This window comes from Fundidesulfovibrio butyratiphilus (assembly GCF_054657235.1).
On the sequence record NZ_BAAHXA010000001.1, the window covers coordinates 2,155,179 to 2,168,096 of the forward strand.

The window sequence follows — 12,918 nt, forward strand, 5'->3', positions numbered from 1 at the left end:
GCAGAGGGCAAGCCCAGCCCCGCCCCGTTTGACCGGGGGAAGGTTTTTCCCTATTTTGCGGGGCTGGCCGCATCCGGCCGCCGCCACCCCAAAAGGACGCACCATGACAGACGCTCCCAAGCCCCAGGCCAAGAATTTCATTCGCTCCATCATCGAATCCGACATCGCCGCCGGCAAGATCACGGCTCCACACACGCGGTTTCCCCCCGAGCCCAACGGCTACCTGCACATCGGGCACGCCAAGTCCATCTGTCTCAACTTCGGCGTGGCCAAGGAGTTCGGCGGGGCCTGCAACCTGCGCTTCGACGACACCAATCCCACCAAGGAAGAACAGGAATACGTCGACTCCATCCAGGAGGACGTAACATGGCTGGGCTTCACCTGGGACGACCGCCGCTTTTTCGCGTCCGATTATTTTGAGCAACTCTACCGGTTCGCGGAGACGCTCATCGAAAAGGGCCTGGCCTACGTGGACGACCAGAGCGCCGAGGAAATCCGCCAGAACCGGGGCACCCTGACCGCGCCGGGCGTCAACAGCCCCTTTCGCGACAGGTCCGTGGCCGAGAACCTGGACCTGTTCCGTCGCATGCGTGCGGGCGAGTTCCCGGACGGAGCCAGGGTGCTGCGGGCCCGGATCGACATGGCCTCGCCCAACGTGGTCATGCGCGACCCCACGCTCTACCGCATACGCCACGCCCATCACCATCGCACGGGCGACGCCTGGTGCATCTATCCGATGTACGACTTCACCCACTGCCTGTCCGACGCGCTGGAACACATCACGCACTCCATCTGCACCCTGGAGTTCGAAAACAACCGCGAACTCTACGACTGGGTGCTCGACCACCTGCCCGTGCCCAGCCGGCCGCGGCAGTACGAATTCGCGCGCCTGAACGTCACCTACATGGTCATGAGCAAGCGCCGCCTCATCCAGTTGGTGGAGGAAGGCCACGTCTCGGGCTGGGACGACCCGCGCATGCCCACCATCCAGGGGCTTCGCCGGCGGGGCTACACCCCCGAGGCGCTGCGCCTGTTCGCCGAACGCATCGGCGTGGCCCGGGCCGCCAACACCGTGGAAATAGAAATGCTGGAAGCCTGCCTGCGCGAGGTCTTGAACGACTCCGCGCCCAGGGCCATGGCCGTTCTGGACCCTATCAAGCTGACCATCCGCAACTATCCTGAAGACAAGGAAGAATTCTTCGAGTGCCCCCGCCACCCCGAACGCGCGGACATGGGCGTGCGCACGCTTCCCTTCTCGCGCGAGCTCTACATCGAGCGCGACGACTTCCGCGAAGTCCCGCCCAAGGGCTACCGCCGTCTCTCGCCGGGCAAGGAAGTGCGTCTGCGCACCGCCTATTACGTCACCTGCGTGGACGTGGTGAAAGACCCGGCCACCGGCGAAGTGACGGAAGTGGTGTGCGAGTACGATCCCGAAACGCGCGGCGGCTGGAGCCAGGACGGCCGCAAGGTCAAGGGCACCCTGCACTGGGTGTCGGCCCGACACGCCCGCATGGCCGAGGTGCGCCTCTACGACCGGCTCTTCACCAAGGCCGATCCCATGGATTTCGAGGAAGGACGCGACTTCAAGGACTTCGTCAACCCGGACGCCCTCACCGTGTTGCCCGCCTGTCCGGTGGAGCCCTCCCTGGCCGACATGGCCCCGGAATCCGTGGTGCAGTTCGAACGCGTGGGCTACTTCTGCGCGGACCGGCGCGAGCACGGACCGGATCGGCTGGTGTTCAACCGCAGCGTGGGCCTGCGCGACTCCTGGGCCAAGCAGGCCAAGAAGGGCTGAGCCGACCATGGGAAGACCTGGCCGAGCACTCGCCCCGGCCGCATGGATGGCGTTGGCCCTGACCCTGGCCGTTCTGGCCTGGCCGGTCCCGGGCCAGGCTTCGGGCGTGGAAAAGTCGGAACTGTCGTTCGATTCGTCTGACGGCCGCGTGACCATGACTCGGTTCGCTCCGCCTCCGCCCCCGCCGCCCGCCCCCGAGCCGGACGAGTCGAAAGCGGCCGCGGAAGCGCCCAGGGCCCAGAAGTCCACGGCATCGCGCTTTCCGGGCGACGCCAAACAGCCAGCGCCCAAACGTCCCCCGCCTCCGCCGCCGCTTTTGCCCGCCGTGGTCGTGCTGCATGGGCAACAGGGCCTCGACCCCCTGCGCGCCCAGTACGAAACCTATGCCGAATGGCTGGTCGGACGCGGATTCCAGGTCTACCTGCTGGACTACTACAGCCGGCCCGACGCCCAGGCCATGGCCCTGGACGATCCCCAAATCCGACGCGAACGCTACGATCAACGCCTGGCCGGATGGACCCAGCGCGTGCGCGAAGCCCTGACCGTTCTTTCCAAACGACAAGACGTGGACCCACGCCGCATCGCCCTGCTGGGCTTCTCCCAGGGCGGATTTCTCGCCGTGAACGTGGCCGCCCAAGACCCAAGGGCCGCCGCCCTGGTCTGCCTCTACGGCGGCCTGCCCGCCCCGGTGCGCGGCTCGGCCCGAAAACTGCCGCCCACGCTCATCGTGCACGGCCAGGCCGACACTATCGTCCCCGTGGCCGAAGCACGCACCCTGCAAGTCTTCATCACCCGCTCCGGCGGAGAAGCCGTCCTGGACCTCTACCCCGGACAAGGGCACGGCTTCGCCCTCAGCCTCAACCAGCCCGAAGCCAAGGCCGGCTTCGACAAGACCGTCCGCTTTCTCGACAGCCGCCTGAGAAAACGCTGACCCGAAAGGCGGGGAAGCGAAGAGGAAGAGGGAAGAGCGGGGGCTGCGCGCCCCCGCCCCCCCCGCCAGGGGGAATCATTCCCCCTGGCCCCCCCGGTTGCCTGCGGAAACAGGGACGGTTGGCCGGGAGGAAGGACAGGCGCGTGAGGGGGGGGAAGGGCGTCGCATCGGGAAGTCGGGGCCGGGCTTTGCCGGCCCCGACTTCCCGATGCAACTCTTGCGCCTCCCCGGACGCTCCCCAACACCACCGAACCGTTTTCCCTTTTCCCGCTCGCACCTGCGGGGGGCTGGGGGTGGGCTCCGCCCCCAGCGGGGTCCAGGGGCGGCGCCCCTGGCCGCCGGAGGCATCCCCCTCCTCTCCCGCTCGCTGCGTCCTCTTCCCGTAAGCCCCCTACCGTTCCCCCTCTTCCGCCACGGCGTCCACAAGCCGGACCAACCGCCGCAAGGCCGCGCGGGCGTCATCCGGGCAGCCGCTCAGGTCTTCGGCCTGGGCGACGCGCCCTGCCAGACCATGCAGCCCGAAGGTCATGGCCATGCCTTTGGCGGCGTGAATGGCGGCGCGGTATTTGGCCTGGTCGCCCACATCCAGGGCGTTTGCGGCGACGTGCAGCCGCTCACGCAAGGACGCCGCCAGTTCGCCGAGCAAAGGACGCAGAGCCGGGGGAACGTCGCCGAGCGAGGGCATGAATTATTTCCGGACCAGCCCGTACTTGCGCAACTTGTATTGCAGGGTGCGCCGACTGATGCCGAGCATGCGGGCGGTGTTTTCGCGGTGCCCCTGATTGGCGTCCAGGGCGCGTTCCAGGGCTTGACGTTCAGCCTCGTCCAGACTGGCATCCAGGCTTTCGGACAAGGAAGAAGCGGGCGAAGGGGTCGTCGCGACCGGTTGCGAGTCGCCCGAGGCCGGAGCGCACCGCCCCGGTCCACGTCCCAGGGCGGGCGGCAGGGAGGAGGGCTCCAGGACGTCGGTGCGGCTCAGGATGATGGCCCGTTCGAGCACATTTTCCAGCTCGCGCACGTTGCCGGGCCAGTCGTGGGCAGCCAGACGTTCCAGAAAGGCGGGACTCACGGCGCGCACGACCTTGTTGTTCCGGGTGGTGAGCTTTTCCAAAAGAAAGGCGGCCAGTTCGGGCAGGTCTTCCAAACGCTCGCGCAAAGGCGGCATGCGAATTTCCAGAACGGCCAAGCGGAAATAGAGGTCCTCGCGAAAATGTCCCGCTTTGGCTTCAACGGCCAAATCCCGGTTGGTGGCCGCCAGAATGCGCACGTCCGTGGCCACGGGCTTGACCGAGCCCAGGGGCTCCACCACCCGCTCCTGCAGGGCGCGCAGAAACTTGGCCTGAAGGGCCAGGGGCAGCTCGCCCACTTCGTCGAGAAAGAGCGTGCCCTTGTTGGCCAGTTGGAAGCGGCCCGGTTTGTCCTTGACCGCGCCGGTGAAAGCCCCTTTCACGTAGCCGAACAGTTCGCTTTCCAGCAGATCCGCGGGCAGGGCCGCGCAATTGACCTTGACGAGCGGCCCGGACGCACGCGGGCTCATGGCGTGGATGAGTTCGGCCGCCAACTCCTTGCCCGTGCCGGACTCGCCCAGAATAAGCACCGTGGCTTCGGCCGGCCCCACCTGCTCGCACAGTTCGCGCACCGCGCGCATCGCCGCCCCACCGCCCACCAGGCGACGCATGGCCCGCCGGCTGGCCGCCCCCGCGCGCAGACCGCGATTTTCCTCCAGCAGCGCGCCGTATTCCCGGGCCTTGGCCAGCACGGCCTTGAGCTCTTCGTTGTCGGCGGGCTTGGTCAGATAGTCGAAAGCCCCGCGCTTCATGGCCTCCACCGCCACCCCCACCGTGGCGTAGGCCGTGAGCATCACCACCGGCATTCCCGGGGCCAGCTCGCGCAGGGCGGCCAGGGCCTCCAGACCGTCCATGCCCGGCATGCGCATGTCCAGGAGGGCCACGTTCGGAAGGTCCGCGGCCGAAGCCTGGCGCACGAAATCAAGCGCCGCCTCGGCGCTTGCGGCCTCGCTCACCCGCCACCCCGCGTCCTCCATCACCGCCCGCACCATGAGACGATGCCCGGCCTCGTCGTCGATCACGAGAAGATGGCCGGTGGTCATATAAGGCCTCGAAGGAGGAGGAGGAAAGAAGAAGAGGCAGACCAGGGGGAAACCTTTTTTGTGAACAAGAGGGGTTTCCCCCTGAACCCCCTTCCCCCAAAAACTTCAATTTGAGGGCGCGCGGTAGCGCAATGCGTGCGGGACAAAAGAAATGTAAGCGCCGGAAAGCAGCGGCGATGCGGAGACATGGTTGGAACTCCTGGAGAGGGACGAAACTGGGCGTTGGGAAGGGAGGGTCGGGTCATGGGTGGACTCCCGGCGTGGACCATGGAGAAAGAATACTGTGCCGGGTCATGGCCTGGACTCCTGGGACGGAGGGAGCTGGGGAAACAGCAGGGTCACGGCGGTTCCCCGGCCGGGCGCGGAGTCGATGGAAAGTTCGGCCCCGTGGTCGCGCGCCGTCTTGTGCACCAGGGAGAGCCCCAGGCCGTAACCGTCCTTGCGGGTGGTGAAAAAAGGCTCCAGGGCGTGGTCGCGCTCTTCGGCGGTCATGCCCCGTCCGTCGTCAGACAGGGTAAGCGACACGCCTTCGGGCGTTTCCCGGCTGGAAAGCGTGAGCGTTCCGCCCGTACCGGGCAGGGCGGCCAGGGCGTTGAGCACCAGATTGACCAAGGCCTGGCGCAGGGCGTCGGGATCGGCGGCCAGGACAGGACAGGCCAAGTCCGTGCGCCAGAGCGCCTTGGCCGTGTCGAAATCGAAGGAAAGCAGGCCGTGCAAATCGGCCGCCAGGGCGGCCAGGTCCACCGGCGCGGGGGAAAGCGCGCGCGGTTTGGCCAGGCTGACCAGATCGGTCACCACCCGATTGAGCCGGTCGGCCTCGCGCACCATGGTCTGGGCGTAGGTTTCGTCGGGCTCGCGCCCCTTGAGCCGACCGGCGAAAAACTGGGCGAAACCGCGCAACGCCGACAAGGGATTTCGGATCTCGTGCGCCACCCCCGCGGCCAGCCGGCCGATGGCCGCCAACTGGCGCGTCTGCTCCAGACTGCGCTCCAGGCCGCGCAGCTCGGTGCGGTCGCGCACCAGGGCCAGGGTTTCGTTTTCCAGGGGCACGGCCAGCACTTCCAGGCATTTGCCCTCGTATTCCACCTGCCGCCACCCCTGGGGCAGGTCGGACGCCGGAGTCCGGGACAGCCCGGCCAAGGCCGGATGCGCGGACGGATCTGCGCCCAAAATGGCCCGAGCCGCCGGGTTGGCCGCCGTGACCTGGCCTTGCGGTCCCAGGGTCACCAGGGCCTCGGGCATGGCGTCGAGCAGCCTGGATTGAAAGTATTCCAAGCGCTTGAGCCGCCCCCCCTGTTCGCGCCGACGCAGATAGGCCAGCAGCAGCAACCACACGAACGCCGCCACGGCCAGGGCGAAGCCCGACTGCATCAGGGCGGCGCGTTTGAAGTTTTTGTACAGGGCGTAGTGTTCGTCCAGGCTCAGGCCCACCAGGAAATACCGTGGAGGATGAACGCCTTGCGCATCGGTCGCGCCCGCGCAATACCGGTCAAGGCCGGGTTGCACCTCGGCGGCGTAGCCCAATATGGCGGTCCCGCCCACGGGCAGGGCCCCGTACCATTCGCCGGACACGGCAAGGTCGCCCATGGCGGCGTGGTCCAGGGGTTGAGGCGCGTTCTGTCCTTCGGGCAGCGACGTGGCCACGGGAACGCCCCGGTCGTCGTAGAGGCCCAAATAGAGCACCTCGCCCGACTGCGCGGACTGGCGGAGGTATTCGGCCACTCGCGCGCATCCCTCCCCCCCGGAAACGCCGCCCAGCATGGGCATGATCCGCAAGAGATTGGCCTCCACCCCGCGCAGTACGGTGCGGGCGGAAAACAGCACGTGCTGGTCGAGCAGTTCCCGTTGCTGCGACACGTTGCGCCACGTGACCGCCGACAGCGACACCCCGAGCAGTATCAAGGCCAAAGCGGCCAGGGGCAACAGAGTGCGTTGCGTTCCGGGGGCTGATCGGTCCATTTCGGGCGCTACCGGGCGATGATCTCCATCACCTGTTGGGGGCTCATGGCGTTTTCGATGGCGATTTCACGAAACGTCATGTCCGAAAAGGCCACGATGCCCTTGGCCTTGAGCTTGTCCAGGGCCTGGCGGTTGTCCAGGCCGTGCTCCCGGCAGTAGGCCGACAGGGTGAGCTTGGCCAGGTTGGCCGGAGCCGCGCCCGGGGCCTGACTCGGCGAGGACGCATCCGGGGCCTGGACGCCCGAAGCCTGCTGGCCCGGGGCCGAAACGCCGGGAGACGGGACGCCCGGGACGCTCCCCGGGGTCTGCATCCCCGTGGCGTGGGCTCCCGGAGCCGAAACGCCGGGAGTCTGGGTTCCGGGGGCCTGCCCGTGCGGAACTTGGGTCGGCGTCTGAGCCGGCGGCAGGAGCTGCCCGGCCAGGGGCGAGGGCGGCTGGGGAGGAGTCTGCCCGGGGAACTGGACAGCCGGAGCCTGGGCCGGACTCTGGCCCGGAGCCTGGGTTTGCGCGGGCGGCGAGACATGCGCCTGGGCATGTCCCACGTTCTGGCCCTGGGCCGCGCGCAGGCCGTCGTAAATTTCGATGGGCAGCATGAGGTTGGCCTGGGCGATCTGGCGCAAGGTCATGTCGGCGGAGGCCTTGATGCCGCTCTTGCCCAGGTGATCCACGGCGGTCTTGAGGTCAAGGCCGTACTGCTCGCACACGTCGGAGAGCTTGAGCCGTCCCAGGCCCGGAGGCGGATCGGCCGGCAACAGCACCTGCGGCGGGGCCTGCCTGTCGGCCTGAACGGGCTGCGGCAGCGTCGGCTCCTTGCCGGCGCGCAGGGTTTCGTACACGGCCGCCGGCACCAGGCCGTTCTCCTTGGCGATTTCGGCCAGGGTGGCCGAGGGGGTGGAGAGCTTGACGTTGTGGCTGACCAGATTGGCCACGGCCTTGTCCGGATCGAGCTGGATGCGCTTGGCCAACTCCCGTGGCGACATGTCGGCCGCGCCCGGCAGGGGAGGAGCGCCGAAACTCTTGGCGTGCCAGGTCTTGAGCGCCTGCGAGGCCCCGGCGATCAGGCTGGACGGCGGCAGACGCAGGACGGCGGTGAGCAGGAACACGAGAAAAATCATCAGGGCGGCCAGCACCGCCGGAGCGTTTCCGGGCTCGCCGTCGCGCGGGGCGAGCATGATCTTGCTGGCCGTGGTCAGGCAGACGCCGCCGGTAATGAGCAGAAGAAGCCCCAATCCGTCGTGCAGCCCCTGCCACTGGAAGCGGGACATGCCCAGGAAACTCCAGCCGGCCCACGCCGACACCTCCGACGAGGGACCGGCCACCAGAACCAGGGTGGAGCACAAGATCCCCACAAGGGAAAAACCCATCAAGATCCAGCATAACCGCCGAAGCATGGCGTCCTCCTAGACTCGGTCGCGCGTGTTTTCGGCGCCAGGGGGCGATTTTCGCCTCCCCGGATGCGCGCCGCCGGGCTTTCCCGCTTCTAGCATCAGCCCGCGAAAGCGGCAATGCGCGAACGAGGCGAACCCCGGCCCGATCCGGAAACACGCGCCGTCGCGGCCCAGGCCGCCTGGGCCCGGCGCGATCGCCCAGGGCCGCGCCCTCCCCCGCCAACCGAAGTTTCGTCGGCCCCCCAGGCTGGCGCCGCGAACGACGACAACGCCCCCCGGCCGGAACCGGGGGGCGCGAAAGGGAGCGAAAGCGGGGGAAGAAGCGCTACTTGGCCTTCTGATCCGCGGGCGCGGTCTGGGCGCCCTGCCCGGTCTGACCGTACTGCACGCAGGGCGGAACGCCGTTGCCGCCGGGGCCGTAGCCCATGCCGTAGCCGCCGTGTCCGCGGCCGCGTCCCATACCCATGCCCATGCCGGAGCCGCCGCAGCCGCCGGCCAGAGGCAGGTTCACGCCGGTGTCCTTGAGAATGCGCTGTTGCAGGGCCACGCGCTCCTGGTAGGCCTGGGCCCCGAGGGTTCCGATCTCCTTGGCCAGGGCTTCGATCTTGGCGCTGTCAGGCTTGGCCGAGGAAAGCTCGACATTGAGTTCGGCTTGCTTGTCCCACTTGCGGCTTTCCAGGTCGTAGATCTTCTTGCGGCCTTCGCTGAAGATCTTGAGCACCTGTTCCCGCTTTTCCTGGGGCACCTGGGCCAGCCAGCCGCCCATTCCCCGGCCCCACGGCTGGGCCATGGCCAGGGAGCTCATGGTCACGACGGCCAGAGCGGCGACAACGAGGGTGACGATACGCTTATGCATTCTTGTTCTCCTGAATTTGGTTCTCGTATGTGAATCCCGGCCTCCGCCCGGCGCGGGTCCATATGCCCGCGCGGCGGACGGCTCGGATCTTGCTTGCACACTGGTCCCTGTCTCGTGCTCGCTGGTCCTTCCGGCGACTTCGTCCGATTGCGTCGTATTCTCCACGAGACACGGAGGCTTTTCTTCGCGGACGCCCTGTTACACGCCGCCGGGCTGCGCGGCGTTCGGGGCGACAACCGCGGGATGTCCCGAGCCCGGAGCCCAGGCCGGACCTCGTCCGAAGGCGCCCGGGGTCCCCTGTCCGGCTCTCCAGCAGGGGGGCTGATACTGTCCCGAGGCGTTGTAGGCCCGGCACTGTCCGTACTGTCCGTTGGCCATGGGGCCGTAGCCCCTGCCGTATCCGTATCCGTGTCCTCTGGCGAAGGATTCCGAAGCGCCCACACCCAGAAGAGCCACGGCCAGAACGGTAAAAGCGATGGTCTTCAACATGGTTGTTCTCCTTGTGCACTGTCGTGCGGTGTTGCGCCGAATAAAGCATATGCCGTGCCAAACCTGTTTATCGTTTGAAAACGACATGTTACATAGGCGAGCTTCCCCCGGGCCCCTCCCTTGTGCAGGACATTGCACAAACCGGCGCGCCCCCTTGCACCAACGTGCACCGGATCGTCCGCCCGGTTTTCCCCCTCCCGGCCCGGTCTTTCCCGGCCGAGCATTGACAGTTCAGGCCGTTTGGACGAAGAAATCTTTTTTCAAGCCACCAATTTCCGGACCATCCCTACAAGAATGAAATCCGCCCTCATCATCGGCATCACCGGCCAAGACGGCGCGTATCTGTCCCGCCTCCTGGTCGACAAAGGCTACCATGTGGCCGGCACCTCGCGCGACGCCCAGATGGCCAACCTCCACGGGCTCCAAACCGTGGGCGTGGCCGACACGGTGAGCATTCACTCCGCGTCGCTCGGCGACTTCCGCAGCCTCTGGCAGGTCATCGCCAAGACCGAGCCGGACGAAATCTACAACCTGGCCGGACAAAGCTCGGTGGGGCTTTCCTTCGAACAGCCGGTGGAGACCTTCGAATCCGTGGCCGTGGCCATCTTCCACCTGCTCGAACAACTGCGCCTTCTCGGACGACCGGTGCGCTTCTACAACGCCGGATCGTCGGAGTGTTTCGGCAACACCGAAACCCCCGCCGGCGAAGACACCCCCTTTCGACCGCGCAGCCCCTACGCCGTGGCCAAGGCCGCCGCGCACTGGGCCGTGGCCAACTACCGCGAAGCCTACGGCCTGTTCGCCTGCAACGGCATTCTCTTCAACCACGAGTCCCCCCTGCGCCCGGCCCGCTTCGTCACGAAAAAAATCGTGGCCGCCGCCTGCCGCATCGCCGCCGGATCGGGAGAACGCCTGAGCCTGGGCAACATCGACGTGGTGCGCGACTGGGGCTGGGCCCCCGAATACGTGGAGGCCATGTGGCGCATGCTCCAGTTGGAAACCCCGCGCGATTTCGTCATCGCCACCGGCCAAAGCCATTCCCTGCGTGACTTCACCGCCCAGGTTTTCGCCGCCCTGGACCTGGACTGGCACGACCACGTGGACAGCAATTCCGCCCTGTTCCGCCCTTCGGACATCCAGGTCAGCCTGGCCGATCCGTCCGGCGCCGCCGAAATTCTGCAATGGCGGGCCACAAAGGCCATGCCCCAGGTGGCCCGGGCCATGGTCGAAGCCGAACGCCAACGTCTTTCCGATCAGGAGACCAAGCATCCATGAGCAACAAGACGAGCACCAAGACCGCCCTCATCACCGGCATCACCGGCCAGGACGGGGCCTATCTGGCCCAGCTCCTTCTGGAAAAGGGCTATGTCGTGCACGGCCTCAAGCGCCGCAGCTCGCTTTTCAACACCAACCGCATCGACCACCTGTATCAGGACCCCCACGTGGACGGTCGGCGCTTTATTTTGCACTACGGCGACCTGACCGACTCAACCAACCTTATCCGGGTCATCCAACAGGTGAAACCGGACGAGATCTACAACCTGGCCGCCCAGTCCCACGTGGCGGTGTCGTTCGAGACGCCCGAATACACGGCCAACTCCGACGCCCTGGGCACGTTGCGCATTCTCGAAGCCATCCGCATTCTGGGCATGGCCGAAACCACCCGCTTCTACCAGGCCTCCACGTCCGAACTCTTCGGCCAGGTGCGCGAGATTCCCCAGACCGAAAAAACCCCCTTCTATCCGCGCAGCCCCTACGCCGTGGCCAAGCTCTACGGCTACTGGATCACCGTGAACTACCGCGAGGCCTACAACCTGTTCGCCTGCAACGGCATCCTCTTCAACCACGAGTCCCCCATGCGCGGCGAGACCTTCGTCACCCGCAAGATCACCCGGGCCATGGCCCGCATCAAGCTCGGCCTGCAGGACTGCCTCTACCTGGGCAACCTGGACGCCAAGCGCGACTGGGGCCACGCCAAGGACTACGTGGAAATGATGTGGCTCATGCTCCAGCAGGACGAACCGGACGACTACGTCATCGCCACGGGCGTGCAGTACAGCGTGCGCGACTTCGTGAAGGCCGCCGCGGCCGAACTGGGCATTCCCCTGCGGTTCGAAGGCCACGGCCTGGACGAAAAGGCCTATCACGCCCATACCGGGGCCTGCCTGGTGGCCGTGGACCCGCGCTACTTTCGCCCCACCGAGGTGGAGACGCTCCTGGGCGATCCCACCAAGGCCAAGGAAAAACTCGGCTGGACCCCGCGCATCACCTTCGAGGAGATGGTGTCGGAAATGATCCGCGCCGACTTGAACGACGCCGAACGCGATCACCTGTGCCAGGTGAAGGGCTATACGACGTTCAGCTTTCACGAATAGAACGCCGAACGCGACGCCGACAACAAAAAGGCCGGTTCCCTGCGGGGAACCGGCCTTTTTGCCTTCTCGCCAAATCGCGGCGAGACGAAAAACACAACCTATTCGGCGCTTTCACGCACGCTGGGTTTGACCACCTCGCCGGAACGCAGGCACCGGGTGCACACGGTCACGGTGCACACCTCGCCGGACTTCTTCACGGCCCGCACCTTGAACAGGTTGGGCTCGAAACGGCGTTTGGACTTGTTGTTGGCGTGGCTGACGTTGTTTCCCACCTGAGGGCGCTTGCCGCAGTATTCGCAGACCTTGGACATGTGGTATACCTCCGAAACGGGGCAGGCCCCGGAAAGTTTTCTCGCATCTCAAGCAAAGGGATGCGATGCTTACACGCACTTCAAAACCAAGGCAAGCTTTTTGTTGACAACCCCTCGGGCCAAGATTACTCATCGGTGCTTTCCGGAGGCGTATGTGAGCGACCGCTGGCTCGACATTACCGACATACCGGCCGAGGGCCGGGAATTCGTCCTGGACGACCAGACCCTGCTCACCGAGGGATTGGCCACGTTCGGTATGGCCTATCAACTGGACGGGCACTTCTGTTCGGACATCACCGTAATCCCGGCCTCGCGCGGGGTGGTGGTGCGCGGCGCGCTGCAAGCCTGCCTGGTGGAGCCCTGCGACCGATGCGCCAGTCCGGCCCATGTGCTGGTGGACCAGGCCTTCGACCTCTACGAGGACGAATCGCCCGCCGGAGAAGACCCGCTCGGCCAGACGTTCTTGCGGCGCAAGGGCAAGACCCTCGAACTCAACGTGGGCGCCCTGCTCTGGGAAGAATTTCTCCTGGGGCTGCCGTCCAAGCCCCTGTGCCGGCCGGACTGCAAGGGACTGTGCCCCGTGTGCGGGGCGGACAGAAACGTCGAAGCCTGCAACTGCGTCCAGACCGGGGACGATCCCCGCCTCGCCGCGCTGCGCGGGCTCAAGCTCGACAAGAAAAAAGACGACACGTAAGGAAAACGAC

The 12,918-nt window shown here is 66.5% G+C and carries 12 protein-coding genes; 5 read left to right on the forward strand and 7 right to left on the reverse strand.

Annotation, left to right across the window (positions count from 1 at the left end; all coding sequences use genetic code 11):
• Window positions 1-103: 103 nt before the first annotated feature.
• The gene (locus tag ACYQ01_RS09930) at window positions 104-1,795 is read left to right on the forward strand and encodes a glutamine--tRNA ligase/YqeY domain fusion protein (protein WP_459933683.1); all 1,692 of its coding nucleotides are present in this window, start codon (window positions 104-106) and stop codon (window positions 1,793-1,795) included.
• 46 nt (window positions 1,796-1,841) lie between these two features.
• A complete protein-coding gene (locus ACYQ01_RS09935; RefSeq protein ID WP_459933684.1) occupies window positions 1,842-2,726 on the forward strand; it encodes a dienelactone hydrolase family protein in 885 nt (294 codons plus the stop codon).
• Window positions 2,727-3,117: 391 nt separating this feature from the next.
• On the opposite strand, the gene ACYQ01_RS09940 is transcribed toward ACYQ01_RS09935, so the two are convergent.
• The 6 genes from ACYQ01_RS09940 to ACYQ01_RS09965 form a co-directional block, all read right to left on the reverse strand.
• Complete coding sequence (locus ACYQ01_RS09940) at window positions 3,118-3,411, reverse strand: Hpt domain-containing protein (protein WP_459933685.1); 294 nt, start codon at window positions 3,409-3,411, stop codon at window positions 3,118-3,120.
• Between the two features lie 3 nt (window positions 3,412-3,414).
• Complete coding sequence (locus ACYQ01_RS09945) at window positions 3,415-4,836, reverse strand: sigma-54-dependent transcriptional regulator (RefSeq protein WP_459933686.1); 1,422 nt, start codon at window positions 4,834-4,836, stop codon at window positions 3,415-3,417.
• Window positions 4,837-5,127: 291 nt separating this feature from the next.
• Window positions 5,128-6,795, reverse strand: coding sequence for a two-component system sensor histidine kinase NtrB (locus tag ACYQ01_RS09950; RefSeq protein ID WP_459933687.1), 1,668 nt, complete (start codon window positions 6,793-6,795; stop codon window positions 5,128-5,130).
• Between the two features lie 8 nt (window positions 6,796-6,803).
• Window positions 6,804-8,186 carry a hypothetical protein gene (locus tag ACYQ01_RS09955; protein ID WP_459933688.1) on the reverse strand — a complete coding sequence of 461 codons (1,383 nt, stop codon included), beginning with the start codon at window positions 8,184-8,186 and terminating at the stop codon, window positions 6,804-6,806.
• A gap of 322 nt (window positions 8,187-8,508) precedes the next feature.
• Window positions 8,509-9,039, reverse strand: a complete 531-nt coding sequence (locus ACYQ01_RS09960) for a periplasmic heavy metal sensor (RefSeq protein WP_459933689.1) — start codon at window positions 9,037-9,039, stop codon at window positions 8,509-8,511.
• A gap of 198 nt (window positions 9,040-9,237) precedes the next feature.
• The gene (locus tag ACYQ01_RS09965) at window positions 9,238-9,528 is read right to left on the reverse strand and encodes a hypothetical protein (RefSeq protein ID WP_459933690.1); all 291 of its coding nucleotides are present in this window, start codon (window positions 9,526-9,528) and stop codon (window positions 9,238-9,240) included.
• Window positions 9,529-9,822: 294 nt separating this feature from the next.
• Here ACYQ01_RS09965 and ACYQ01_RS09970 point away from each other — a divergent pair, with 294 nt between their 5' ends.
• The gene (locus ACYQ01_RS09970; protein WP_459933691.1) at window positions 9,823-10,803 is read left to right on the forward strand and encodes a GDP-mannose 4,6-dehydratase; all 981 of its coding nucleotides are present in this window, start codon (window positions 9,823-9,825) and stop codon (window positions 10,801-10,803) included.
• A complete protein-coding gene (gene gmd, locus ACYQ01_RS09975; protein ID WP_459933692.1) occupies window positions 10,800-11,903 on the forward strand; it encodes a GDP-mannose 4,6-dehydratase in 1,104 nt (367 codons plus the stop codon). The genes ACYQ01_RS09970 and gmd overlap by 4 nt, the downstream gene beginning before the upstream one ends.
• A gap of 98 nt (window positions 11,904-12,001) precedes the next feature.
• Here the strand turns inward: gmd and rpmB are convergent, their stop codons facing one another.
• Complete coding sequence (rpmB, locus tag ACYQ01_RS09980; protein ID WP_459933693.1) at window positions 12,002-12,214, reverse strand: 50S ribosomal protein L28; 213 nt, start codon at window positions 12,212-12,214, stop codon at window positions 12,002-12,004.
• A 154-nt stretch (window positions 12,215-12,368) separates the two neighbouring features.
• Between rpmB and ACYQ01_RS09985 the strand changes: the two genes are divergently transcribed.
• Window positions 12,369-12,908: a YceD family protein gene (locus ACYQ01_RS09985; protein WP_459933694.1), complete on the forward strand. Its 540-nt coding sequence runs from the start codon at window positions 12,369-12,371 to the stop codon at window positions 12,906-12,908.
• Window positions 12,909-12,918 lie beyond the last annotated feature (10 nt).